Origin of the sequence: Aeromonas sp. QDB20 (assembly GCF_027707805.1) — a bacterium.
GTDB classification, from domain to species: domain Bacteria; phylum Pseudomonadota; class Gammaproteobacteria; order Enterobacterales; family Aeromonadaceae; genus Aeromonas; species Aeromonas dhakensis.
Genome location: NZ_JAPCJC010000010.1, coordinates 109,070 through 132,876 on the forward strand (window position 1 = coordinate 109,070; position 23,807 = coordinate 132,876).

Below are 23,807 nucleotides of genomic sequence, written 5' to 3' on the forward strand. Positions count from 1 at the left end.
GGATCAACGCTCCTCCTCGAAGGCCAGCAGATCCCCGGGCTGGCAGCCCAGTTCGCGGCAGATCGCCTCCAGGGTGGAGAAGCGAACCGCCTTGGCATGGCCGTTTTTCAGGATGGAGAGGTTGGCCTCTGTGATGTTGACCCGCAGGGCCAGCTCGCGGGCGGTCATCTTGCGTTCGGCCAGCAGGGCATCGAGTCGGATGATGATGGGCATGGGATCCTCACACCGTCAGTTGTTGTTCATCGGCCAGCAATTTGGCCTCGCGCATCACCAGGGCCAGTGCCGAGACGATCAACCCGGCCAGCAGCAGCTGGAAGTCCGACGAGCTGATGTTGATCTTGCCGTGCAGCTCGGGTCCCGGCAGGGTGAGCACTATGTCCAGCAGCGGCGTCGTGCCGATCTTGGTGACGAAGCTGACGCAGAGCAGCAGGCCGATCCACTGGTAGCGACGGATCTGGCTGAAGGTGAACAGCATGGCCTGCCGGTAGCCGCGAAACAGCTGGAGCAGCTGCCACAGCATCAGCATGAACACCAGGTCCGGCAGCAGCATCACCAGGGTGCCCAGCAGGCGGGTTCCCAAAGTGAGGGGATAGTCGGCAACGGCGGGCTGGGTGCTGGCCTGCGGGAGCGACTCCGTGGTCAGGGGCACCTTGCCGAGCACCGAACTCTCTTCCACCTTCAGCGCTTCTTGCAGTTCCTGCTGCAGGTAGTCGCTGCCGCCGATCAGGTGTGACCAGACCCCCATGACCGTCAGGACGGGGGTGGCCAGCAGAGTAGCCAGCAGGATCCATTCGATCAGGCTGCTCATGCGTTCGAGCTTGTTGTGTTTCATCGCTTACCTCTTTGAGTGAAAGGGTGGGCCACGCGTAGCGCCGAGTTATCGTTTATCAATAAACACAGCCAGATGTTTATCGTTTTTCGATATTTATTCAACCATTTTTTATTGAAAAACGATAAATTCTCGCCGCAATAAGGAGATGACATTTTCCGGGCAGCTCTCTAGACTGGCTGCTGCTGCGCTTGAATCTTCAACACGGACAAGAGGTTACAGATGCACCAGGGATGGTTGCTGATCGGATTGTCGCTCTCCTATCTGGGGCTGCTGTTTCTGATCGCCTACGTGGCGGACAAGAACAAACGGCGTCGCCTGCAGGGCCAGCCCCTGCTCTACAGCCTGTCGCTGGCGGTCTACTGCACCTCCTGGACCTTCTTCGGCACCGTGGGCCAGGCCAGCGAGTCGCCCTGGTCGCCCGTGCCCATCTACCTGGGGCCCATGCTGGTGTTCCTGTTCGGCTGGCGACTGCTGGCCCGCCTCATCCTGGTGGCCAAGCGCGAACATATCACCTCCATCGCCGACTTCATCGCCGCCCGTTACGGCAAGTCCCAGCGCCTGGCCATGGTGATCGCGCTGATCGCCATCATGGGCATACTTCCGTACCTGGTGCTGCAGCTCAAAGCCATCGTCACCGGGCTGGATCTGCTGATGGCCAACCCTGTGCCCGCCGGCCCCACCGGCAATACCGCCGGGCTGGCGCTCGGGGTGGCCCTGCTGCTGGCCCTGTTCAGCATACTGTTCGGCACCCGCCACCTGGATGCCACCGAGCACCACCGCGGCATGGTGGTGGCCATCGCCTTCGAGTCCGTGGTCAAGCTGCTCGCCTTCATGGCGGTGGGGAGCTTCGCGCTCTGGCTCATCCTCAGCAAGCCGAGCCAGGCCCGCACCCTGGTGGCCAGCGATTTTCTCGATGCGGTGGTGGCGGTGACGCCGGGCAGCCTGCTGGAGCTCGCCATCTACACCCTGGTGGCCATGTGCGCCGTCATCTGCCTGCCGCGCCAGTTTCACGTGACCGTGGTGGAGAACAACCAGGGCCAGGATCTACACTGGGCGCGCTGGTTGTTCCCGCTCTACCTGTTCATGATGGGGCTCTTCATCTGGCCGCTGGCGCTGGCTGGTAAGCAGTGGGTGGGGGCCGGCATGGCCTCGGATACCTATGTGATCAGCCTCCCCATGTCGCTCGGGTTCGACGGCATGGCGCTGCTGGCGTTTCTCGGCGGCACCTCGGCGGCCACCGGCATGGTGATCGTCTGCACCATAGCGCTGGCCATCATGGTCAGCAACGATCTGGTGCTGCCGGTGCTGCTGCGCCGCTTCTGGCAGCAGGGGCGCGACGAGCGGCTGGTGCGCCTGCTGCTGCAGGTGCGCCGCGGCGCCATCCTGCTGATCCTGCTGGCGGCCTGGGGGCTCTACCTCTGGCTCGGCGATCTCACCAGCCTGTCGCGCATCGGCTACCTGTCGTTCGGTGCGGTGGCCCAGTTCGCGCCGGCCCTGCTGCTCGGTCTCTACTGGCGGCACGGCAACCGCAAGGGGGTCTATCTCGGCCTCGCCCTCGGGGTCAACCTCTGGTTCGCCACCCTGCTGGCGGAGAGCGGCCTGCTGGCCGGCTCGCCGCTGGCGACCCTGCTGGCGCCGCCCGACTGGCCTGCGGTGCGCGACCTGAGCCTGGGGGCCTGGTGCATCTTCCTCAGCCTGTTGCTCAACCTTGTCGGCTATGTGGCGGGCTCCCTGCTCTCCCGCCCGGCGGTGAGCGAGCGGCTGCAGGCGGCCAACTTCGTCGGCAAGCCGAGCCGCGACACCACTGCGCTCTATCAGGCGCGGGTTTCGGTCAAGGAGCTGGAGATGCTGGCAGCCCGCTTCGTCGGCTCGAGTCGGGTCAAGCGCGCCTTCGGCCGTTTCGCCGGCGAGCGAGGCGGCACCCTGGCGCCCCAGATGCAGGCCTCCGCCGAGCTCATCGCCCACACTGAGCGGCTGCTGGCTGGGGTGTTCGGCACCTCGTCCGCGCGGCTGGTGCTGGCCTCGGCCCTGCAGGGGCGCAACATGCAGCTGGAAGAGATCGCCACCATAGTGGACGAGGCCTCCGACGTGTTTCGCTTCAACCGCGGCCTGCTGCAGGGAGCCATCGAACACATGGGGCAGGGGATCTCGGTGGTGGACCGGGAACTCAAGCTGGTGGCCTGGAACCGGCGCTACATCGAGCTGTTCCACTATCCCCCCGGCCTCATCCAGGTGGGTCGCCCCATCGAGGAGATCATCCGCTACAACGCCCAGCAGGGGCTGTGCGGCCCCGGCGATGTGGAGGCCCAGGTGGCGCGGCGGGTCGCCTTCATGCAGCGGGGCAGCCAGCACATCTCGGCCCGCGAGCGTCCCGATGGCCGGGTGATCGAGATGCAGGGCAACCCCATGCCGGCGGGCGGCTTCGTGATGACCTTTACCGACATCACCCCGTTTCGTGACGCCGAGCGGGTGCTGCGCGAGGCCAACGAACACCTGGAGGCGCGGGTGGCCGAGCGCACCCACGAGCTCTCCGAGCTCAACCGCCAGCTGCTGCTGGTGAACCAGCAGGTGGAGCGGGCCAACCACTCCAAGAGCCGCTTCCTGGCGGCGGTGAGCCACGATCTCACCCAGCCGCTCAACGCCGCCAAGCTGTTTACCTCCTCCCTGCTGGAGATGCTGCCGCCGGCGGACGAGCCGGCCCGCATCGCCCGCCACATCGACGACGCGCTGGGGGCGACCGAGGATCTCATCACCGATCTGCTCGACATCTCGCGGCTCGAAGCGGGCAAGTTCAAGGCCAAGAAACTGGATTTCGCCCTGCGCGACGTGTTCGACAACCTCAAGGCGGAGTTCGGCGTGCTGGCGCAGGCGGGGGGGATCCAGTTCTCGGTGGTGGAGAGCGGTGTGGCGGTCTACAGCGACGTGCGCCTGCTGCGGCGGGTGCTGCAAAACTTCCTCACCAACGCCTTTCGCTACAACCCGGGCGGCCGGGTGCTGCTCGGCTGTCGCCGGCTCGGCGACAAGGTGCGCATCGAGGTGTGGGACAACGGCCCCGGCATTCCGGCCGACAAGCAGGAGGCGATCTTCGACGAGTTCTCCCGCCTCGATCACTCCCGTACCGCGCGGGAGCAGGGGCTGGGGCTCGGCCTTGCCATCGCCCGCGGCATCGCCCTGGTGCTCGGCCACAACCTGACCCTGCGCAGCTGGCCGGGAGCGGGCTCGGTATTTGCCGTCACCCTCAATCTGGCGACCCGTCCTGTCGCAACGACGCAGGTAGCGGCCCCCGCCCAGCGGGACAGCCAGCTGGAGGGGATCCGGGTGCTCTGCATCGACAACGAGAGCGACATCCTGATCGCCATGCAGTCACTGCTGGGGCGCTGGGGCTGCGAGGTGGTGTGCGCCCAGAGCCAGGCCCAGGCGGAGGATCTCATCGCCGGCGGCTTCCTGCCGCAGCTGGTGCTCTCCGATTACCATCTGGACGACGGCAAGACCGGGCTACAGGCGCTGCACATGCTGCGTCTCGCCCACGGCAACGACATCGGCGGCATCATCATCAGTGCGGATCGCAAGAGCGAGCTGCAGGCACAGATCCGCGAACACGGCTACGGCTACATCAGCAAACCGGTCAAACCGCTCAAGCTGCGGGCGCTGATGAACAGCATCTTGCGGCCGGCCAAACTTGATGGTGATCACGAATCCGGGAATTCGTCCGATTTTTAATCGGCGGCCCCCAAGTGGCAAGATCGGCACTTTCCGACCCGGAAATGTGCCTTTTCTTCTCGTTTGAGGCTCAAAACCGGTAAAAAGTGACTTATTAATAATCAATCAGGGGTTTGCCCTCTCTCCTTTGACTCCCTTATAGTCAGGTCGCGATTATTTTTATCGCAAATCAAGTTGTGCAAAAGGCAAACCGGATGAAAGTCCGGGACGCAAAGCTTCCGGTCTAAGGGTCAGCGGTACCTAGGATAGCGGGGCCACCACAGGTTGTTTCGTCCATGGGCCAAGCCATGGTGCGATGTTGTCTGCGTTACCTGTCAGGTTGCGTTGCCTTTTTCGTTATCTATTCCAAGAACGAAATAAGGATATTCAACTATGTTAAGTCCAAAACCCTCCGTACTGGCACTGATCGTCGGGGGGCTCTGTGCCTCCTCCGCCTTCGCTGCCGCCCCCGGCAAACCCACCATCGGCTGGGGCGAAACCAAGTTCGCCATCGTCGAAGTGGACCAGGCCGCCACCTCCTACAACAAGCTGGTGACGGTTCACAAGGATGGTGCCCCGGTCAGCGTGAGCTGGAACCTCTGGTCCGGTGATGTCGGCCAGACCGCCAAGGTACTGCTCGACGGCAAGGAGGTGTGGTCCGGTGCCGCGTCCGCCTCCGGCACCGCCAACTTCAAGGTCACCAAGGGGGGCCGCTACCAGATGCAGGTAGCGCTGTGCAACGCCGACGGCTGCACCCTCTCCGACAAGAAAGAGATCCTGGTGGCCGACACCGACGGCAGCCACCTGCTGCCACTCAAGGCGCCGCTCAAGGAGAACAACAAGCCCTACGTCAACAAGACCGGCAAGGTGATGGGGGCCTACTACGTGGAGTGGGGGGTCTATGGTCGCAAGTTCACCGTGGACAAGATCCCGGCCCAGAACCTGACCCACATCCTCTACGGCTTCACCCCGATCTGCGGTGGCAACGGCATCAACGACAGCCTCAAAGAGATCTCCGGCAGCTTCGAGGCGCTGCAGCGCTCCTGTGCCGGCCGCGAGGACTTCAAGGTCTCCATCCACGATCCCTGGGCCGCCATCCAGATGGGGCAGGGCAACCTCACTGCCTATGACGAACCCTACAAGGGCAACTTCGGCAACCTGATGGCGCTCAAGAAGGCCTATCCGGACCTGAAGATCCTCCCCTCCATCGGTGGCTGGACTCTCTCCGACCCCTTCTTCTTCTTCGGTGACAAGGCCAAGCGCGACACCTTCGTCGCCTCGGTGAAGGAGTTCCTGCAGACCTGGAAATTCTTCGACGGGGTGGACATCGACTGGGAATTCCCGGGTGGCCTGGGGGCCAACCCCAACCTCGGCAGCCCCTCCGATGGCGAGACCTACGTGCTGCTGATGAAGGAACTGCGCGCCATGCTCGACGAGCTGAGCGCAGAGACGGGCCGCACCTATGAACTCACCTCCGCCATCAGCGCCGGCGGCGACAAGATTGCCAAGGTGGACTATCGCGCCGCCCAGCAATACATGAATCACATCTTCCTGATGAGCTACGACTTCAACGGCGCCTGGACCAACACCGGGTTGGGCCACCAGACCGCGCTCTACGAGTCGAGCTGGGATCCCAACACCAAGTACACCACCGACAAGGGGGTCAAGGCGCTGCTGGGTCAGGGCGTCGAGCCCGGCAAGGTGGTGGTGGGGGCCGCCATGTATGGCCGCGGCTGGACCGGCGTCAGCGGGTATCAGGGCAACAACCCCTTCACCGGCACCGCCACCGGCCCGATTGCGGGCACCGAGGCGGAAGGGATCTGGGAGAAGGGGGTCATCGATTATCGCGGCATCGCCAAGGGCAAGATGGCCGGCGACTGGCAGTACAGCTATGACGAAGTGGCAGAGGCACCGTCCGTGTTCAAGGCTGCCACCGGCGAGCTCATCACCTTCGATGACGAGCGCTCGGTCAAGGCCAAGGGGCAGTACGTGCTGGCCAACCAGCTCGGCGGCATGTTCGCCTGGGAAATCGACGCCGACAACGGCGACATTCTCAACGCCATGCACGAGGGGCTGGGCCACGGCGATAGCACACCGCCGGTCAACAAGCCGCCGGTGGCCAATGCCGGCAACGATCTCGCGGTGACCGGGCCGGCCGAGCTGGTGCTGGACGGTTCCTCCTCCCGCGATCCGGAAGGGGCTGTGCTGAGCTACAGCTGGGCCCAGATCTCCGGTCCCAAGGCGACCCTGAGCGACGCCACCCAGGCCAAGGCCAAGGTAGCCGTCGATGCAGTGAGCCAGGACGTCAACCTGGTGTTCGAACTGACCGTGACCGATGACCACAACCTCAGCGCCAAGGATCAGGTGGTGGTGACCAACAAGGCGCCACAGCCCAACCTGCCACCGGTCGTCACGGTGCAGGACAAGGTCTCGGTCCAGGCCGGCAAGCAGGTGAGCATCACCGCCAACGCCAGCGATCCCAACGGCGACACCCTGAGCTATCAGTGGAGCGTGCCGGCCGGGCTCACCGCCAGCGGTCAGAACAGCAAGACCCTGGTGGTGACCGGCCCCAGCATCACCGTGGAGACCGGCTATGACCTCACCGTCACCGTGACCGACGGCGCACTGGATGCCCAGGCCGCTACCCGCCTCACCGTGACCCCGGTCAGCGGTGGCGGCGACTGCAACGCCACCGATCCGGATGCCGCCAACTGGCCGGCCTGGAAGGCTGCGACCACCTACAACGGTGGCGAGAAGGTGAGCCACAACCAGCTGGTATGGCAGGCCAAATACTGGACCCAGGGCAATGAGCCGAGCCGCAGCGCCGATCAGTGGAAGCTGATAAGCCAGGTGCAGCTGGGTTGGGATGCCAATGTCGCCTACAACGCAGGTGACGTGACCAGCCACAACGGTCGCCAGTGGAAGGCCCAGTACTGGACCCGCGGCAACGAGCCAGGCAAGCACGACGTCTGGCAGGACATCGGCGCCGCCAGCTGCAAGTAATTCACCATCCACAGGGGCATGCCAGGCATGCCCCTCCTTTTCCCCCATAACAACAAAAGAGCACCACCATGACCACATGCACCACACATCTTGCCTGCCTGATCGGCGCAGCCCTGGCAAGCGGCCCGCTGCTGGCCGCCGTTCAGCCCCCCACGCCACAGGTCTTTGATACCACCCAGCCGCAGAACGATCTGCAGGGATCGCTGCTGGCCGGGGTCCAGTTTGCCCAGAGCCAGATCCTGCCCGCCCACCCGCGGGAGGGGGATAACCAGCCCCGCCTCACCGCCCTGCGCAAGAGCCTGCTGCTGGTGCGCCCGCTGCAGGCCGGCAACGAGGCGCCGCTGGCGCTCGAGGCCCGCGACGGCGCCGGCAAGCTGCTCGGCAGCCTCACGCTGGAGCCGCCCTCCCGCCTGCCCAAGACCGCCTACTACCTGGAGGGGACGCCGGAGGAGGGGGTCGACTTCACCCCGGGCCCCGGCACCAGTACCGTCATCAACAGCAGCAGCGAGCTGGCCAGGCTGAGCGACCCGAGCGGTGCCTTCCTGCTCGGCAAGTTGCAGCCCCATGCCCTGGTCACCATCCAGACCGCCGACGGCCGCTGGGTGCGCGACATCTTCTTGCCCCGCGATGCGAGCCTGGAGGGCAAGATGGTGCGCCTCGCCTCCAATGCCGGCTACAACTCCACCGTCTACTTCAGCGGCCGTCAGGTGACCCTCTCCCGTGGCCAGAGCCAGCAGTTCAAGTTCGTGCGCGGCCAGTGGATCCGCGATGGCGAGCTGGAAAACAACGGCATCACCTATGCGAGCGACGCCTGGAGCGCCGTGCTGCCGGCCGAGTGGATCATGCCCGGCCTCACCCTGCGCCTGAGCCAGGGGGATCTGAGCGGCGAGCTGACCGACCTCAAGGTGGGGGCGCCGGGGGAGCTGCTCATTCACACCATCGACATCGGCATGCTGACCAGCCCGCGCGACCAGTTCGCCTTTGCCAAAGACAAAGAGGCCCAGCGGGAGTACTTCCAGACCATTCCCGCCAGCCGCCTCGTCGTCAGCCAGTATGCGCCGCTGGCGCTGCCGGAAGTGATGCTGCCCGATGGCACCCTGCTCACCGACTTTGATCCGAGCGAGGGGGGTTGGCACAGCGGCACCATGCGCCAGCGCATCGGCAAAGAGCTCATCTCCCTTGGCATCGACAATGCCAACTACGGCATCAACAGCACCGCCGGGGAGGGGGAGAGCAGCCACCCCTACGTGGTGGCCCAGCTGGCGGCCCACAACAGCCGCGGCAAGTACGCCAACGGGGTGCAGGTGCACGGCGGCTCCGGCGGGGGCGGCATCGTCACCCTGGACGCCTCCCTTGGCAACGAGTTCAGCCACGAGGTGGGTCACAACTACGGCCTTGGCCACTATGTGGGCGGCTTTGCCGGCTCGGTGCACCGCAGCGCCGACCAGATCAATGCCACCTGGGGCTGGGATGGCGACAAGAACCGCTTCATCCCCAACTTCTTTGCGAGCCGCAGCGGCCAGAGCGCCTGCCTGGACGGTCAGTGCCAGGCCCCGTTTGATGGCCGCAAGTTCGGCTTCGACGCCATGGCCGGCGGCGAGCCGCTCTCCGGCTTCAACCGTTTCACCCTCTACACCCCCAACTCGGCGGCCATCATCCAGCGCTTCCTCGAGAGCAAGGCGGTGTTCGACGCCAGCTCACCTACCGGTTTCAGCAAGTGGAACGAAAGCCAGGCGAAGATGGAGCCCTACCGCCACCGGGTCACTCTCGCCGAGCAGATCACCGCGCCGGTGAGCGATCTGGGTGAGGCCAGGCTGGCCGCCCTGCTGGCCGAGTACGATCTGGTCAAGGTGGCCATGTGGGATGGCAACTGGACCCGTAACATCCAGCTGCCGGCCGCCTCGACGGTCAATCGCGGCCGCATCGTCAGCATCGACCACAATGCCGGCTACAACAGCACCCTCTTCATCAACGGCCAGCAGATCACCGTCTCGCGCGGCTTCAAGAAGAGCTACACCTCCGACGGCAGCCGCTGGAACGAGGGGGCGCCGGCGGATCTGGCGGTAGATCGCAAGCCTGCCGCCTTCGGCGTGCCGGTGACCACCCTGGTCGGCTACTACGACCCGCAGGGTCAGCTGCCGAGCTACCTCTACCCGGCGCTGCACGGCGCCTACGGCTTTGCCTATGGCGATGATGGCGAGCGGCTCGGCAACAGCGACTGCCAGCTGCAGGTGGAGACCCGCGACGGCCTGCTGCGCTTCAAGCTGGCCAACCACAGGCTGAACGCCAGCGTGATGAACAAGTTCCACGTCAATGTGCCGACCGCGAGTGAGCCGCGCAGCGCCAGCGTGCTGTGCCGCAACCAGTCACAGGCCGAGGCCCAGCTTGCGGCTGCCCCGGCCGGGCTCGGTTACACGGTCAACGGCATGCCGCTGACGACGCGTTGATCCCTTTTCGCCTCGCGCAACGCGAGGTGCCACGGGCGGGGGCCAAGCCCCGCCCTTCTCTAGCAAGAGGTAAATATGATGACAAGAAAGTCCTCTGTGGCCACCCTGCTGGCCGCGCTCTGTCTGAGTGGCCAGTTGTGGGCCGCCACCCCTTATGACATCAATCAGGGCTATGCCGGCGGCAGCCAGGTCAGCTTCAACGGCCAGATCTACGAGGCCAAGTGGTACGCCAATCCGGGCCAGAGCCCGGGAGTGCAGGTGGCCAACGAGTGGGACTCGCCGTGGGCGCTGATGGGGGAGGGTGAGGTGACGCCCCCCGCCAGCGGAGAGGGGGTCACTCCGCCTGAGCAGGGCGGCAGCGGTACCGCCGACGGCAGCCCCGTCTACCTGAGCCAGAGCGAGCTGGATGCCAGGGAGCAGGCGCTCACCGACTTCCCGGCCATGACGGCGGTCAAGGCCTCCATCGCCACCCGCGACAACGCCGTGGTCGAGGCGGTGGCCCCCGGTCTGCCGCTCAACCCCGCCAACGTCAAACGGGTGGAGGGGTTGCTCAGCGAATCGCAGTTCAACTTCCTGTTCCCGCTGCGGGCGCCGGAGTACACCTATCGCGGCTTCCTGCAGGCGGTGGCCAAGTTTCCGGCCTTCTGTGGCGACTACAGCGACGGGCGCAACGCCGAGGCCATCTGCCGCAAGTCGCTGGCCACCATGTTCGCCCACTTCGCCCAGGAGACCGGCGGCCACGAGAACTGGCGACCCGAGCCCGAGTGGCGCCAGGGGCTGGTGTGGGTGCGGGAGATGGGCTGGACCGAGCAGATGCGCGGCGGCTACAACGCCGAGTGCAATCCCGAGGTGTGGCAGGGTCAGCAGTGGCCGTGCGGCAAGTTCGACAACGGCGAGTTCAAGAGCTACTTCGGTCGCGGTGCTAAGCAGCTGTCGTACAACTACAACTACGGCCCCTTCTCCGAGGCCATGTTCGGCACAGTGCGCACCCTGCTGGACAACCCGGAGAAAGTGGCGGACACCTGGCTCAACCTGGCCAGCGCCGTCTTCTTCTTCGTCTATCCGCAGCCGCCCAAGCCCTCCATGCTGCACGTGGTCGATGGCACCTGGCAGCCCAATGCCCACGACCGGCAGAACGGCCTGGTGCCGGGCTTCGGGGTGACCACCCAGATCATCAACGGCGGGGTAGAGTGCGGCGGTGCGGCCGAGCATGCCCAGTCCCAGAACCGGATCACCTACTACCAGGCCCAGGCCCAGTATCTGGGGGTGCCGGTGCCCGCCGACGAGGTGCTCGGCTGCAAGAACATGAAGGTGTTCGACGAGGCCGGCGCCGGCGCCCTGCCCATCTACTGGGAGAACGACTGGAGCTATGTGCCGGGCAACCCCAACGGCGGCAAGAGCTACGCCTGCAAGCTGGTGGGCTACCAGACCCGTTTCAGCGCGTTCAAGGAGCGTGACTACAGCCGCTGCGTGCAGCACTTCTTCCCCGAGGTGGTGATCGAGGATAACGGCGGTGGCACCAACCTGCCGCCGGTGGCCAACATCAGCGGCCCGAGCGAGGCGCTGGGCGGCGCCACCGTGCTGCTCTCCGGCCAGGGCTCGAGCGATCCGGAAGGCAAGCCACTCAGCTACGCCTGGACCCTGCCAGCCGGGGCCAGCGCCTCGGACCTGACCCAGTCCACCCTGAGTGCCACCCTGCCGCCGACCCCGGCCAGCGACACCCGTTACGGCTTCGTGCTCAAGGTGACCGACGACAAGGGGCTGAGCCGCAGCGCCACCCACGAGATCCTGATCAAGGGCAGCGGCGGCACCACGCCGCCGGATGGCAACCCGCCCTATAAGGAGGGCACCGCCTACAAGGCCGGTGACAAGGTGAGCAACCTGGGGGGCAACTACCAGTGCAAGCCCCATCCCTACACCGGCTGGTGTGCCGGCGCGGCCTGGGCCTACGAGCCCGGCAAGGGCACGGCCTGGAGCGATGCCTGGATCAAGCTGTAACGGCATCTCTGCGCAATAAAAAAGGCCCGTCAGGGCCTTTTTTCATGGGATGAATGCGCTCACAGCGGCTTTTGCCACAGGCTCAGCAGCAGATCCTGCTCCAGCGCGTCCGGCCCCTGGTGGGTGAAGGCGTGACGCTGCTCGCCGCTGGCCCGCCAGCCGAGGCGGCTGGTCTCCAGAATGTGCTCGCGCAGGCCCTGATCCATCTGCATGCTGAACTGGCAGCGCAGCTGACCCATGGGGTCGAGGCCGGCCAGGCTCGGCCAGCTCAGCGGGTGTTCCATGCTGACCGGGTTGAGGCTGACCCTCAGCTGCCACTGATGGCGCGGCCCCGGCTGCAGGTAGAGCAGGTAGCCGCCCGGTGCCAGCCAGTTGACCAGCAGCTCGGTCTTGACCTTGAGATCGTTGACCAGCAGCAGCTGGGCCGTGCCCGGCATGATGGGGGCGCGGGCCGGATCGGCGATGACGAACTGGCCTTCCGGCTGGGCCTTGTTGGCGGCGAAGATGGTGTTCTTGGCGATGTCGACGCCGGCAAACTGCCAGCCCGGCAGCCGTTCGGCCAGGGCGCGGCAGTAGTAGCCCTCGCCGCAGCCCAGGTGGATCAGCTCGCGCGGTTCGAGGGGGGCGAGCAGGCTGGCCATCGCCTCGACCAGCGGCAGCTGGTGGCCCTGTTCCAGGAAGTGGCGCTTGGCGCGCATCAGGGCGCGGCTGTCGCTGTCCTTGGGATTCTTCTTGCCGGGGATGAGATCCAGATAGCCTTCCGGGGCGGGATCGAAGTGGTGCTTGTTGGCGCAGTAGCGCCCCTTGGAGGCGTCATGCAGCTGAAGGGGGCTGCGGCAAATGGGGCATTGAAGGTGCATAGGATCTCTCTTGGCGAAAGCCGTGCTGGCAGGGGCGTTCGGGATTATAGGGGAGGCGATCAGAAAAGGCTGCCGTGGCAGCCTTCTTTATCCGGCGGCCCAGTGCGGGGCCGCCAGTAGCGGGGATCAGCGGGTGCCGAACACCACTATGGTCTTGCCGTGGGCGGAGATCAGCTCCTGCTCTTCGAGCATCTTGAGGATCCGGCCGACGGTCTCGCGGGAGCAGCCGACGATCTGGCCGATCTCCTGACGGGTGATCTTGATCTGCATGCCGTCCGGGTGGGTCATGGCATCCGGCTGTTTGGCCAGGTTCAGCAGGGTCTGGGCGATCCGGCCGGTCACGTCCAGGAAGGCGAGGTTGCCGACCTTCTGGCTGGTGTGCTGCAGCCGCTTGGCCATCTGGCCGGAGAGGCGCATCAGGATTTCCGGGTTGACCTGGATCAGCTGGCGGAACTTCTTGTAGGAGATCTCGGCCACTTCGCAGGAGCCTTTGGCACGCACCCAGGCGGAACGCTCGGGATTCTCGTTCTCCTCGAACATGCCCATCTCGCCCAGGAAGTCGCCCTGGTTCAGATAGGAGAGGATCATCTCCTTGCCTTCATCGTCCTTGATCAAGACGGCCACAGTGCCCTTGACGATGTAGTAGAGGGTTTCCGCCTTCTCACCCGCGTGGATCAGGGTGCTCTTGGCGGGATACTTATGAATGTGGCAGTGCGACAAGAACCATTCCAGGGTGGGATCGCTTTGCGGTTTGCCAATGACCATGAGAATTCCTCTGTAGTGTCTTTTTATGGACTCGTGCGTCCGGGCAAGCTGCCAACCTTGCCATTCCTTGTATTAGTCGCAGTAGGATAAGAGCCTTTGTCTGTGCTGACAAGGCTTTGAGGGCTTTTGCCAGCTCCCCTTGCAACCCCTGCTGCGCTCCGTTCGCCATTGTAAGGAAGCTGAGGGCATCAGATGTTGATTTTGATCTAGTTAGCCCGGAAGTTCGTGAAAATGGCGGATATGTGCCGCTGTCGCGCCGTCTGGGGTATGCTATGTCGGTCAGATCTGTCGTCATCAAGAGGAAAAGTGAAATGAAAGCCAAGGTCAGCTGGGTGGAAGGCATGAAGTTTGTGGGCGAGAGTGAGTCCGGTCACCAGGTGATCCTGGACGGCGCCAACCCCGGCGAGGGTGCCAGCCCGATGGAGATGATCCTGCTGGCGGTGGGTGGTTGCAGCTCAATTGATGTGGTCTCCATTCTGGAGAAGGCGCGTCAATCCGTGACCGCCTGTCATGTGGAGCTGGCCGGAGAGCGGGCTGACTCGGTACCGCGGGTGTTCGAGAAGATCCACCTCAACTTCGTGGTGACCGGCAAAGGGCTGGCCGAGAAACAGGTGGCCCGCGCGGTGGATCTGTCGATGGAAAAATATTGTTCAGTTTCCCTGATGTTGGAAAAAGCGGTAGAAATTACCCATAGTTATCAAATTGTTGAAGCCTGATAGCCGTGATTATTCCGATCGAATAACGCCATGACATAAGGAAAGTGCAATGAAAAAAATGATAGTGTTGCTCCCCCTGCTGGGACTGGCGGCCTGCAGCATGCCGCAGCCGACCCAATACCAGTTCAGCCAGTACCAGTGTGGTGAAGAGATGCTGGCCGTGACCTATGACGCCCAGGCCGACATGGTGCAGTTCCCCTATGCCGGCGTCTACCACAAGCTGGGCCGGGTCGAGGCGGAGTCCGGTGCCAAGTATTCCGACGGTGTCACCACCTTCTGGAACCAGGAGAAGCAGGCCATCCTCAGCCAGAAAGGGGTAACCCTGCTGACTTGCCAGCGCAAGTGACTGTCATGGTGTGATCGCAACGGCCTGCTCGATGCAGGCCGTTTTGCATTTAAGGAAGAGCTCAGCGGGTGGGCAGGGAGTCGAGCATCTTGGCGGCCAGCTGCCGGCTCAGCTGCTGGCGATCCCCTTCGGCGATGGCCACGTCGCTGGCCAGGGAGATGGCGCTGCTCCACACCGCCTGCTGGGTACGCCGGTCGAGCAGCACGATGGCCAGGGTCCCCTTGCGGGCATCGGCCTTGGCCTGCAGCCCGGGCGTCATGCCGAGGCGGGCGAAGATCTCGCCGTCGCTCAGATCCTTGCTGCCGGCCACCCCGATGGCGACCCAGAGGTCGGCCTCGTCGAGGGGCACGCTCTGCCACCCCTTGCTGCCCAGCGCCTGGTTGACCGCCTGCTGGACCGGCTCCAGCCAGCCCTCGGCGCTGTCGCCGGCATACTGGAACTGCTCGGCCAGCGCATAGCGCGGCGTCGCCCCGAACGGCCAGCTGGCCGCCGGGCGCACCACCATGGTGCCCGCCTCCAAGGTCGGTGCAGCGGGGCCGCTGCTGCAGCCGCCCAGCAGGGCGGCCAATCCCACAGAGATAAATGCTAACCGCATCGTCAGCTCCTTGGCTCAGGTGATCTTGCCGGTTTCGAGCAGCTGCTGGATCAGCGGGCGCAGGATCAGCTCCATTGCGAAGCCCATCTTGCCGCCCGGCACCACTATGGTGTTCATCCGCGACATGAAGGACCCGTCGATCATCGACAACAGGTAGGGGAAGTCCACCTGCTTGATGCCGCGAAACCGTATCACCAGCATACTCTCGTCCAGGCTCGGGATCACCTTGGCGCTGAAGGGGTTGGAGGTGTCCACCGTCGGCACCCGCTGGAAGTTGATGTGGGTGCGGGAGAACTGGGGGGTGATGAAGTTGATGTAGTCATCCATGGAGCGGACGATGGAGTCGGTGACCGCCTCGCGCGAATGGCCGCGCTCCGAGGTGTCGCGAATGAGCTTCTGGATCCACTCCAGGTTGACGATGGGCACCACCCCGATGAGAAAGTCCACGTGGCGGGCCACGTTGTGATCCTCGGTGACCACGCCGCCGTGCAGCCCCTCGTAGAACAGCAGGTCGGTGTCGTTCGGCAGGTTCTGCCAGGGGGTGAAGGTGCCCGGCATCTGGTTGAATGGCACCGCCTCGTCGAAGCTGTGCAGGTAGCGCCGATACTGGCCGCTGCCGTTCTGGCCGTACTCCTGGAAGAAGCTCTCCAGCAGGCCGAAGTCGTTCGCCTCGGGGCCGAAATAGCTGATGTGGCGCCCCTGTTCGCGCGCCTTGCGGATCGCCACGTCCATTTCCGGGCGGGTGTAGCGGTGAAAACTGTCCCCTTCCACCACGGCCGCCTGATATCCGAGCTGATGAAACATGGAGCGAAAGGCGATGGTGGAGGTGGAGGTGCCGGCACCGGACGAACCGGTAACCGCAATGATGGGATGCTTGGCCGACATAGAATTCTCTCTTCCTTGGGAGTTTCCGTTATAAGGGCATGTTCCGAGTACGGTCAAGTGTGCGGTCTGACAGTACCGCCGCGCAACTGCTTCGCTGGCGTGCCAGCATCGGCGGTAGACGAAAAAAGGGCTGCCATGGCAGCCCTTGCGACAAACAAGAGAAAAACTAGTCTGCCTGCTTGTTGCCAGCCGCAGGCTTGATCCCCACCAGCACGGCCCCCAGCAGGATAAACAGCACTCCGAGCGCCTTGCCCGGCTCCAGCGGCTCGGCGAAGAGCGGGATGTTGACCGCCAGCAGGTAGACCAGCGCATAGCTGGTGCTGAGCAGGGGGTAGGCGATGTTGAGCGGGGTGGAGTGCAGCGCCGCCAGCCAGCAGAGCAGCGACAGGGCATAGCAGCCGATGCCGGCCAGGATCACCAGCAGCGGCAGCGGATGGGCCAGCATCAGGGCGAGATCCGGCTGCCAGGCCGGCAACTGGATTGCTCCCCACTTCATGCCGAGCTGGGCCACCGTCACCAGCACTATGCTGCCGAGCACGTAGAGATACCCCTTCAGCGCCTGCTGATGGCCGCCGCTCATAGCAAACCTCCCAGCAGCAGGGCGCCCACTATGATGGAGCCCACCCCCAGCCAGTTGTGGTAGCTGATCTGCTCGTGAAAGAACAGTCTGGAGCCCACCAGCACCAGCACCAGATTGATGCTGAGCATGGGGTAGGCCATGCCGAGCGGCAGCCGCTGCAGCAGGTAGATCCAGAGCAGCATGCCGCTGCCGAGGGCCGCCACGCTGGCGATGAGCCAGGGGGAACGCAGCTTCTGCCAGTGGTTGCAGGGGCGGCGCTGCCAGCTGATGACCGCCTGCTTTTGCAGCATCTGGCCGCTGCAGGTCAGCAGACACACCAGCAACAGCAGCAGTATGTCCATCACTGGGCCCCGTGGTAGATGAGCAGGGTCAACCGGTGGCTGACGATGGTCTCGTCGGCGGGGGGCACGGGCCCTGTGTTGCCGTCGCGATCCGTCTTCATCAGCAGGGCTACCTGGCCATTTTTACGCGCCTGTGCCAGCCAGGCCGGGAAGTCGGCGCGGGCCACGTAGCGTCCCGCTGCATCCGGGTAGCTGAGGCCGTAATGGACCTCGCCCTTGCTGTCGAACAGGTTGATCTCGCTGCGCCGGGTGCCCCAGGCGAGGGAGGAGGCCAGCCCGACGTCGTTGGCCAGCAGGGTGCCTGACTTCATCAGCACGGCCTGGTTGGCCTCGATGAAGCGCTCCGGCAGCTTGGAGTCGATCAGCGATTGCGGCAGTGCCCAGGGCAGGCCGATGGCCAGCACCATGGGGCAGAGCGCGCTCAGGGTCCAGCGCTGGCTGATGGCCTTGAGCTGAACGAAGCCGAGCAGACTCCAGCCGGCGAAGATGACCATGGCCACCGCCAGCGCACCGTGATCCTCCTCGCCATAGACGGCGTGACGGGGGGAGAAGGCCAGCACCGCCATCACGATCAGGCCGATGAGGCCGAACAGGCCGTTCAGCCAGGCGTTGACCTTGAAGGCCCGCTCTTTGCCCTCCTTGAGCAGATCGACGGCGCTGGCGGCCATCAGCATGGCCAGCGGGGCGAAGCAGGGCAGTATGTAGGTGAGCAGCTTGCCCTTGGCCACGCTGAAGAAGAGGAAGGGCAACACCACCCAGGCCAGCAGGTAGAGGGTCTCCGGGTTTATCTTGCGCTCCTGCCAGCCCTTGCGTAGGGCGCCGGGCAGCAGGCCGAGCCAGGGCAGGGTGCCGAGCAGCCCCATGGGCAGGTAGTACCAGAAGGGGGCCTTGTGCTGGGCGTTGTCGGCGGCGAAGCGCTGGATGTGCTCAATCCAGAAGAAGTAGTGCCAGTAGTCCGGCTCGCGCAGGTGCACGGCGATGGCCCAGGGGGCTGCCAGCAGGGCCGCGCTCAGGATGGCCAGCGGCCCGAAGCGCACCAGCTCGAGCAGGCGGCGCTGATAGATGACGTAGGGCACTATGACCACCACCGGCACCGCCAGGGCGATGAAGCCCTTGGTGAGAAAGCCCATGCCGCAGGCGAGGCCGAACAGCAGATAGCCACCGACCCGGCTGGCAAGGGAACCCTCCTTGCGGATGATGTAGAAGCTCACCATGGCGGCGTTGAGCCAGAGGGTCACCATGGCGTCCAGTACGCTGTAGGTGCCGATGCCGTAGACGATCAGCAGCGACAGATAGATGAGCCCGGCGAGGAAGGCCTTGCGCCGGCACTGCCACAGCTGCAGGGCGAACCAGAAGATGAGCACGGCACTGAGGCCGGTGGCGGCGGCCGAGGCGAAGCGCACGGCGAAGTTGGTGTCACCGAACAGCTGCTGGCTGATGCTGTTGAACCAGTAGCCGGCGATGGGTTTCTCGAAGTAGCGCAAGCCCAGGAAGTGGGGGACCACCCAGTCTCCGGTGCTCACCATCTCCCGGCTTATTTCGGCGTAGCGGTTTTCGTCCGGACTCCAGAGCGGCCGCTGGTCGAGCGGCAGCAGGTAAAAGAAGAGAAAGAACAGGGGCAGGGCCCACTTGGTCAACGTCATGACATCCTCTGTTGCATGGTGTGATTAGCGCGATGTTAGTCCTGCCACCCGAGGTGGCGTCATTCATTTCAGGCCTCGGCCTTGCAGCCGAGCCAGCCTTCCCGCCCGGGCAGGGTGCCGCGCACCAGCCGGCCGGTGGGCAGCGTGGTCGGGTCCGATGGTAACAGATCCCCGAGCGGCACGAAGCGGATGCCGCGCGCCCTGGCGTCGCCGAGCAGGGCATCGAACTGATCCGCCATCACGATCCCTTCCACTTCGGCATGGATGGTGTAGACGTGGGGGCCCTGCGCCGGCGGGGTCGCCAGCTGATCCAGCAGGAAACGGTTGAATCCGTCGACCGTCACCTGATGGCCCACCACCTCGTCGAAGGTGGGCAGGTTGACCGGGATCTGCGGGGTGCCGGGACGGCCATCCTGCAGCAGGGGCCGGAACAGGCCGCTGCCGCGACAGTCGCTGTTGTAGCGAAAGCCGAACTGCTCCTTGGCCTGGGTGGTGAGCGGGTCGGCCCGCCAGCCGGCGGCGGCGGAGCAATCCACTTCGCGCCCCAGGATCTGGTTGAGTGCATCCACCCCGAGCCGGGTCTGACGAATCAGCTCGGCTTCGTCCCAGCGGCCGGTGTTGGCCTGCCAGCCGTGGTGATCCCAGGCGTGCAGCCCCACCTCGTGGCGGGCGCTGTCGGTGTCGCGCATCAGGGAGCCGAGCTGCTTGCCGATGGACTTGCCGGGCCAGGCGGTGCCGGCCAGCAGGATGTCCAGCCCATAGAGGGATGCTGCGTTGGAGCGCAGCATCTTGAGCAGAAAGCGGGGTTTTAGCAGGCGCCACAAGTGGCGCCCCATGTTGTCCGGTCCGACCGAGAAGAAGAAGCTCCCCTTGACCTGATGCTTGTCGAGCAGTTGCAGCAGGCGGGGCACCCCGTCACGGGTCCCCCTGAAGGTATCGACGTCGATCCGCAGACCTACCTCAGTCATGCTCGACTCCCGTGGTGACCGCCCCTTGCAGGAAGAAGTCCAGGGTGTTGCCTATGGTCTGTTCCATCTCGATGGTCGGTTCCCAGTCCAGCAGGCGGCGGGCATTGGCGATGCTCGGCCGGCGGTGGGAGACGTCCTGATAGCCGTCGCCGTAGAAGGATTTGCTCTCCACCAGCTTGAAGCCGGCGAACGGCGGGAACTGGTCGCGCAGCGGGTGATCCTCGAACTTGGCGAGCAGGATCTCGGCCATCTGCTGGATGCTGGCCTCGTTGTCCGGGTTGCCGATGTTGATGATCTGGCCGTCGCAGCGGTTCCCCTTGTTCTCGATGATGCGGAACAGGGCCTCGATGCCGTCCTCGATGTCGGTGAAGCAGCGCTTCTGGGCGCCACCGTCCACCAGCTGGATCGGGGTGCCGTCCACCAGGTTGAGGATCAGCTGGGTGATGGCGCGGGAGCTGCCGATGCGGGCGGAGTCCAGGCTGTCCAGACGCGGCCCCATCCAGTTGAAGGGGCGGAACAGTGTGAAGTTGAGCCCCTCTTTCTTGCCGTAGGCCCAGATGACGCGATCCAGCAGCTGCTTGGAGACCGAGTAGATCCAGCGCTGTTTGTTGATGGGGCCGACGATGAGGCGGGAGCTGTCTTCATCGAAGCTGTGATCGTCGCACATCCCGTACACCTCGGAGGTGGAGGGGAAGATGATGCGCTTGTGGTACTTCACGCAGTAGCGGACGATCTTGAGGTTCTCCTCGAAGTCGAGCTCGAACACGCGCAGCGGGTTGCGGGTGTACTCGATGGGGGTGGCGATGGCCACCAGCGGCAGGATCACGTCGCACTTCTTGATGTGGTACTCGATCCACTCGGTGTGGATGCTGATGTCCCCCTCCACGAAGTGGAAGTTGGGGTGACCGATGAAACGATCCACCGCACTGGAGCCGATGTCGAGGCCATACACCTCGTAGCCGCCATCCTGGAGCAGGCGCTCGGTCAGGTGGTTGCCGATGAAGCCGTTGACGCCGAGGATCAGCACCCGGGTCAGCCGCGCCTTGCGCAGGGCATTGCTCGCCTTGGCGCCGATCTTCATCCCTTCCACCAGCCCCAGTTCACGGGCCAGCTGGGCGCCGCGTACATAGAGACCCCCTTCGGCCTGACCGGCAACGATCTCCAGCACTCCTTCACCGCAGGCGATGCGCAGCGGCTCCTGGCTCAGGATGGTGCCCGGCTGCTTGTCGCTCTGCTGGGCCAGCCAGTGGCTCTTCCACACCGTCAGCTTGCGATCGCCGGCGAAGCTGAAGGCGCCCGGGTAGGGCTGGGTGACGGCGCGCACCAGGTTGTGCAGTTCGCGGGCCGGGCGGTGCCAGTGCAGCTCGCCATCGGCCGGGGTGCGGCGGCCATAGTAGCTGGCCTTGCTCTCATCCTGCGGGGTGAGGCGGATGTCGCCGGCGCGCAGCTTGGGCAGCTCCTGCTCCAGCAGCGCCCGGGCGGCGAGACGCACCTTGCCGTGCAGGGTCAGCGCTGTGTCGTCGTCGGCAATGGTCACCGCCTGCTGGGCGACGATGGCACCGGCGTCGGGCTTGGCGGTCATCTGGTGCAGGGTGATGCCGGTCTGGGTCTCACCGTTGACCAGGCACCAGTTGATGGGGGCGCGGCCGCGGTAGGCGGGCAGCAGAGAGCCGTGCAGGTTGAAGGCGCCGACGGTCGGGATGTCGAGGATCGCCTGCTTGAGCATGTTGCGGTAGTAGAAGGAGAAGAGGGCCTGGGGCGCCAGCTCCTGAATGCGCTCGATCCAGAGCGGGTGGTTCACGTCCTCGGGGGAGTAGACCGGCAGGTTGTGCTCGGCGCAGAGCTGGGCGACCGAGCCGAAGAAGCGGTTCTCGCCCGGATCGTCGGCGTGGGTGAAGACGGCCTGGATCTCGTAGCCTGCCTCGAGCAGGGCCTCGATGCCGGTGCAACCGATATCGTGATAAGCAAAGACGACGACTTTCATTGTTCAGCTTCCTGTTGCGAAGGGGTGGTGGCGGTGCGCACGATCCGGTGGATGAAGTAGCGGGGACGGGCGCGCACGTCTGTGTACATGCGGCCTATGTACTCTCCCAGCAGCCCCATGCCCAGCAGCTGCACGCCGACAAAGGTGAAGAGAATGGCAAAGAGGGTGAAGACGCCATCGGCGGCCCAGTCGGCGCCCAGAATGAGGCGCATCAGGATCAGCAGGATGGAGAAGACGAAACCAATACCCGCCACCACGCTGCCGACGATGCTGAGCAGACGCAGCGGGGTGGTGGTCATGCAGGTGACCAGGTCATACATCAGGTTGATGAGGTGCATCAGCCCGTATTTGGACTCGCCGTGGGCCCGCTCTGCATGGCCCACTTCCAGCTCTATGGTGCGGCGAGCGAAGCTGTTGGCCAGGATGGGGATGAAGGTGCTGCGCTCCTGGCAGCAGAGCATGGCGTCGATGATGTGGCGGCGGTAGGCCCGCAGCATGCAGCCGTAGTCGCTCATGTGCACACCGGTGGCCTTTTGCACCGACTTGTTGATGAGCTTGGAGGCGGTCTTGCGAAACCAGGAGTCCTGCCGGTTGCGACGCATGGTACCCACCACGTCATAGCCCTGCATGGCGGCCTCCACCAGGCGGGGGATCTCCTCCGGCGGGTTCTGCAGATCCGCATCCAGGGTGATCACCAGATCCCCCTTGGCGGTCTCGAAGCCGGCCATGATGGCGGCGTGCTGACCGTAGTTGCGGTTGAGCAGCACCCCGACCAGCTTGCTGCCCTCGCGGGCGGCGGCTTCGCTGATGAGCTCGGTGGAGCCGTCATGGCTGCCGTCGTCGATGAGGATCACTTCGTAATCCTGCGACAGCTGATCGCAGGCGGCGGTGACCCGGCTCAGCAGCACGGGCAGGCTGGCCTCCTCGTTGTAGACGGGGATGACCACCGAAACCAGCTTGATGTCAGTGTTGTTCACGTTTGGTTACTCCAATATGTCGATAAGGGCCGCGACCACGCGGTCAACGTCGGCCAGCGTCATGTCCGGGAAGAGTGGCAGGGTGCACAGGCGTGAGGAGTTCCACTCGGTATGGGGCAGACTGAGGGTCGGGTAGCGTTCGCGGTAGTACTTCTGGGTATGGGCTGCCCGAAAGTGCAGACCGGTGCCGATGCCACGTTCCTGCAGCGCCTGCATCAGCTGATCCCGATCGAGGCCGCAGCGCTCGGGGTCGACCCGCACCATGAACAGGTGCCAGGCGTGCAGGTGGGGGTAGCCTGGCACGGCGAGGGGGGCCAGCGGCAGGCCGGCCAGCCGCTCCTGGTAGCGGGCCACCAGTTCGGCCCGTTTGGCATTGAGCTCGGGCAGGCGTGCCAGCTGCACCAGGGCGATGGCGGCGTTGATGTCGGCCAGGTTGTATTTGAAGCCCGGGGTGATCACCTCCGCCTGCGGCTTGCGGCCCAGGCTCATGCGATCAAAGGCATCCACTCCCAGGCCGTGGAATTTGAGCATCCGCACCTTGTCTGCCAGCGCCTTGTCGTCGGTCACCAGCATGCCCCCTTCGGCGCAGGTCATGTTCTTGATGGCGTGGAAGGAGAAGATGGCGGTGCCGCTGGCGCCGATCCAGCGCTCCCGATAGCGGGTACCGACCGCGTGGGCGGCATCTTCGATGACCGGAATACCGTGCCGGCCGGCCAGCTCGAGGATGGGGTCCAGGTCGATGGGGGCACCGGCATAGTGCACCGGGATGATGGCCTTGGTCCTGGCGGTGATGAGCGGGGCGATCAGCTCGGCGCTGGTCATCAGGGTATCCGGGTCCACGTCGGCGAAGACCGGCTCGGCCCCCAGCAGGGTGATGATGTTGATGGTGGAGACCCAGGTCTGGGAGGGGGTGATCACCTCGTCTCCCGGGCCTATGCCCAGCGCCATCAGGGTGACGTGCATACCGGCGGTGGCGGAGCAGAGGGCAACGGCATGCTGGCAACCGAAGGTGTGGCAGAATTGCTGCTCCAGTTCATGATTCTTCGGGCCCGTGGTGATCCAGCCCGATTTCAATACATCACAGACAGCACTTCGCGAATTCAACTTCGAAGTGCGACACTCGCCTATGCCGCCTGACGGTACTCTTCGAATACCTTGACAGGCTGCC

At 64.7% G+C, this 23,807-nt stretch carries 19 protein-coding genes and 1 riboswitch; of the genes, 6 read left to right on the forward strand and 13 right to left on the reverse strand.

The window, feature by feature from the left end; genetic code table 11:
• Positions 1 to 3: 3 nt before the first annotated feature.
• Positions 4 to 213 (reverse strand): helix-turn-helix domain-containing protein, encoded by a 210-nt coding sequence (locus tag PG897_RS13765; RefSeq protein WP_005304071.1) that lies wholly within the window; start codon positions 211 to 213, stop codon positions 4 to 6.
• Between the two features lie 7 nt (positions 214 to 220).
• Positions 221 to 832, reverse strand: coding sequence for a DUF2975 domain-containing protein (locus tag PG897_RS13770; protein WP_065018676.1), 612 nt, complete (start codon positions 830 to 832; stop codon positions 221 to 223).
• 219 nt (positions 833 to 1,051) lie between these two features.
• Here PG897_RS13770 and PG897_RS13775 point away from each other — a divergent pair, with 219 nt between their 5' ends.
• From PG897_RS13775 to PG897_RS13790, 4 genes are all read left to right on the forward strand, one after another.
• The gene (locus PG897_RS13775) at positions 1,052 to 4,552 is read left to right on the forward strand and encodes a hybrid sensor histidine kinase/response regulator (RefSeq protein WP_270829116.1); all 3,501 of its coding nucleotides are present in this window, start codon (positions 1,052 to 1,054) and stop codon (positions 4,550 to 4,552) included.
• A 174-nt stretch (positions 4,553 to 4,726) separates the two neighbouring features.
• Positions 4,727 to 4,814, forward strand: a riboswitch (cyclic di-GMP riboswitch).
• Between the two features lie 110 nt (positions 4,815 to 4,924).
• Positions 4,925 to 7,534, forward strand: coding sequence for a glycosyl hydrolase family 18 protein (locus PG897_RS13780; RefSeq protein ID WP_270829118.1), 2,610 nt, complete (start codon positions 4,925 to 4,927; stop codon positions 7,532 to 7,534).
• A gap of 68 nt (positions 7,535 to 7,602) precedes the next feature.
• Positions 7,603 to 9,981 (forward strand): M66 family metalloprotease, encoded by a 2,379-nt coding sequence (locus PG897_RS13785; protein WP_270829119.1) that lies wholly within the window; start codon positions 7,603 to 7,605, stop codon positions 9,979 to 9,981.
• Positions 9,982 to 10,056: 75 nt separating this feature from the next.
• On the forward strand, positions 10,057 to 11,979 hold the full coding sequence (locus tag PG897_RS13790; RefSeq protein WP_333563743.1) for a glycoside hydrolase family 19 protein: 1,923 nt from the start codon (positions 10,057 to 10,059) through the stop codon (positions 11,977 to 11,979).
• 59 nt (positions 11,980 to 12,038) lie between these two features.
• On the opposite strand, the gene PG897_RS13795 is transcribed toward PG897_RS13790, so the two are convergent.
• Positions 12,039 to 12,839: a putative RNA methyltransferase gene (locus tag PG897_RS13795; protein WP_005304051.1), complete on the reverse strand. Its 801-nt coding sequence runs from the start codon at positions 12,837 to 12,839 to the stop codon at positions 12,039 to 12,041.
• A 126-nt stretch (positions 12,840 to 12,965) separates the two neighbouring features.
• Positions 12,966 to 13,604: a cAMP-activated global transcriptional regulator CRP gene (gene crp / locus PG897_RS13800; protein ID WP_005304048.1), complete on the reverse strand. Its 639-nt coding sequence runs from the start codon at positions 13,602 to 13,604 to the stop codon at positions 12,966 to 12,968.
• A gap of 311 nt (positions 13,605 to 13,915) precedes the next feature.
• On the opposite strand from crp, the gene PG897_RS13805 reads away from it, so the two are divergent.
• Both PG897_RS13805 and PG897_RS13810 read left to right on the forward strand, forming a co-directional pair.
• Positions 13,916 to 14,320, forward strand: coding sequence for an OsmC family protein (locus tag PG897_RS13805; RefSeq protein WP_005304045.1), 405 nt, complete (start codon positions 13,916 to 13,918; stop codon positions 14,318 to 14,320).
• Positions 14,321 to 14,369: 49 nt separating this feature from the next.
• Positions 14,370 to 14,666, forward strand: coding sequence for an MliC family protein (locus tag PG897_RS13810; protein ID WP_017763891.1), 297 nt, complete (start codon positions 14,370 to 14,372; stop codon positions 14,664 to 14,666).
• Between the two features lie 61 nt (positions 14,667 to 14,727).
• On the opposite strand, the gene PG897_RS13815 is transcribed toward PG897_RS13810, so the two are convergent.
• The 9 genes from PG897_RS13815 to arnB form a co-directional block, all read right to left on the reverse strand.
• Positions 14,728 to 15,261: a DUF4136 domain-containing protein gene (locus tag PG897_RS13815; protein ID WP_010634906.1), complete on the reverse strand. Its 534-nt coding sequence runs from the start codon at positions 15,259 to 15,261 to the stop codon at positions 14,728 to 14,730.
• A gap of 15 nt (positions 15,262 to 15,276) precedes the next feature.
• Positions 15,277 to 16,146 carry a phosphoribulokinase gene (locus PG897_RS13820; RefSeq protein ID WP_010634905.1) on the reverse strand — a complete coding sequence of 290 codons (870 nt, stop codon included), beginning with the start codon at positions 16,144 to 16,146 and terminating at the stop codon, positions 15,277 to 15,279.
• Positions 16,147 to 16,312: 166 nt separating this feature from the next.
• Positions 16,313 to 16,726 carry a 4-amino-4-deoxy-L-arabinose-phosphoundecaprenol flippase subunit ArnF gene (gene arnF, locus PG897_RS13825; protein WP_017779161.1) on the reverse strand — a complete coding sequence of 138 codons (414 nt, stop codon included), beginning with the start codon at positions 16,724 to 16,726 and terminating at the stop codon, positions 16,313 to 16,315.
• Positions 16,723 to 17,067 (reverse strand): EamA family transporter, encoded by a 345-nt coding sequence (locus tag PG897_RS13830; RefSeq protein ID WP_010634903.1) that lies wholly within the window; start codon positions 17,065 to 17,067, stop codon positions 16,723 to 16,725. The genes arnF and PG897_RS13830 overlap by 4 nt, the downstream gene beginning before the upstream one ends.
• On the reverse strand, positions 17,067 to 18,710 hold the full coding sequence (arnT, locus tag PG897_RS13835; protein WP_201881808.1) for a lipid IV(A) 4-amino-4-deoxy-L-arabinosyltransferase: 1,644 nt from the start codon (positions 18,708 to 18,710) through the stop codon (positions 17,067 to 17,069). The genes PG897_RS13830 and arnT overlap by 1 nt, the downstream gene beginning before the upstream one ends.
• A gap of 68 nt (positions 18,711 to 18,778) precedes the next feature.
• A complete protein-coding gene (arnD, locus tag PG897_RS13840; protein WP_043171036.1) occupies positions 18,779 to 19,678 on the reverse strand; it encodes a 4-deoxy-4-formamido-L-arabinose-phosphoundecaprenol deformylase in 900 nt (299 codons plus the stop codon).
• Positions 19,671 to 21,662: a bifunctional UDP-4-amino-4-deoxy-L-arabinose formyltransferase/UDP-glucuronic acid oxidase ArnA gene (gene arnA / locus PG897_RS13845; protein ID WP_043171037.1), complete on the reverse strand. Its 1,992-nt coding sequence runs from the start codon at positions 21,660 to 21,662 to the stop codon at positions 19,671 to 19,673. Before arnA ends, arnD begins: the two co-directional genes overlap by 8 nt.
• Positions 21,659 to 22,639, reverse strand: coding sequence for an undecaprenyl-phosphate 4-deoxy-4-formamido-L-arabinose transferase (gene arnC, locus PG897_RS13850; protein WP_043171038.1), 981 nt, complete (start codon positions 22,637 to 22,639; stop codon positions 21,659 to 21,661). The genes arnA and arnC overlap by 4 nt, the downstream gene beginning before the upstream one ends.
• 6 nt (positions 22,640 to 22,645) lie before the next feature.
• Positions 22,646 to 23,767 (reverse strand): UDP-4-amino-4-deoxy-L-arabinose aminotransferase, encoded by a 1,122-nt coding sequence (arnB, locus tag PG897_RS13855; RefSeq protein ID WP_333563744.1) that lies wholly within the window; start codon positions 23,765 to 23,767, stop codon positions 22,646 to 22,648.
• Positions 23,768 to 23,807: the final 40 nt, after the last annotated feature.

Bases quoted from the DNA above. Each gene is read 5' to 3' on its own strand.
- PG897_RS13765 (WP_005304071.1), bottom strand. From the start codon at position 213: ATGCCCATCATCATCCGACTCGATGCCCTGCTGGCCGAACGCAAGATG.
- PG897_RS13770 (WP_065018676.1), bottom strand. From the start codon at position 832: ATGAAACACAACAAGCTCGAACGCATGAGCAGCCTGATCGAATGGATC.
- PG897_RS13775 (WP_270829116.1), top strand. From the start codon at position 1,052: ATGCACCAGGGATGGTTGCTGATCGGATTGTCGCTCTCCTATCTGGGG.
- PG897_RS13780 (WP_270829118.1), top strand. From the start codon at position 4,925: ATGTTAAGTCCAAAACCCTCCGTACTGGCACTGATCGTCGGGGGGCTC.
- PG897_RS13785 (WP_270829119.1), top strand. From the start codon at position 7,603: ATGACCACATGCACCACACATCTTGCCTGCCTGATCGGCGCAGCCCTG.
- PG897_RS13790 (WP_333563743.1), top strand. From the start codon at position 10,057: ATGATGACAAGAAAGTCCTCTGTGGCCACCCTGCTGGCCGCGCTCTGT.
- PG897_RS13795 (WP_005304051.1), bottom strand. From the start codon at position 12,839: ATGCACCTTCAATGCCCCATTTGCCGCAGCCCCCTTCAGCTGCATGAC.
- crp (WP_005304048.1), bottom strand. From the start codon at position 13,604: ATGGTCATTGGCAAACCGCAAAGCGATCCCACCCTGGAATGGTTCTTG.
- PG897_RS13805 (WP_005304045.1), top strand. From the start codon at position 13,916: ATGAAAGCCAAGGTCAGCTGGGTGGAAGGCATGAAGTTTGTGGGCGAG.
- PG897_RS13810 (WP_017763891.1), top strand. From the start codon at position 14,370: ATGAAAAAAATGATAGTGTTGCTCCCCCTGCTGGGACTGGCGGCCTGC.
- PG897_RS13815 (WP_010634906.1), bottom strand. From the start codon at position 15,261: ATGCGGTTAGCATTTATCTCTGTGGGATTGGCCGCCCTGCTGGGCGGC.
- PG897_RS13820 (WP_010634905.1), bottom strand. From the start codon at position 16,146: ATGTCGGCCAAGCATCCCATCATTGCGGTTACCGGTTCGTCCGGTGCC.
- arnF (WP_017779161.1), bottom strand. From the start codon at position 16,726: ATGAGCGGCGGCCATCAGCAGGCGCTGAAGGGGTATCTCTACGTGCTC.
- PG897_RS13830 (WP_010634903.1), bottom strand. From the start codon at position 17,067: ATGGACATACTGCTGCTGTTGCTGGTGTGTCTGCTGACCTGCAGCGGC.
- arnT (WP_201881808.1), bottom strand. From the start codon at position 18,710: ATGACGTTGACCAAGTGGGCCCTGCCCCTGTTCTTTCTCTTCTTTTAC.
- arnD (WP_043171036.1), bottom strand. From the start codon at position 19,678: ATGACTGAGGTAGGTCTGCGGATCGACGTCGATACCTTCAGGGGGACC.
- arnA (WP_043171037.1), bottom strand. From the start codon at position 21,662: ATGAAAGTCGTCGTCTTTGCTTATCACGATATCGGTTGCACCGGCATC.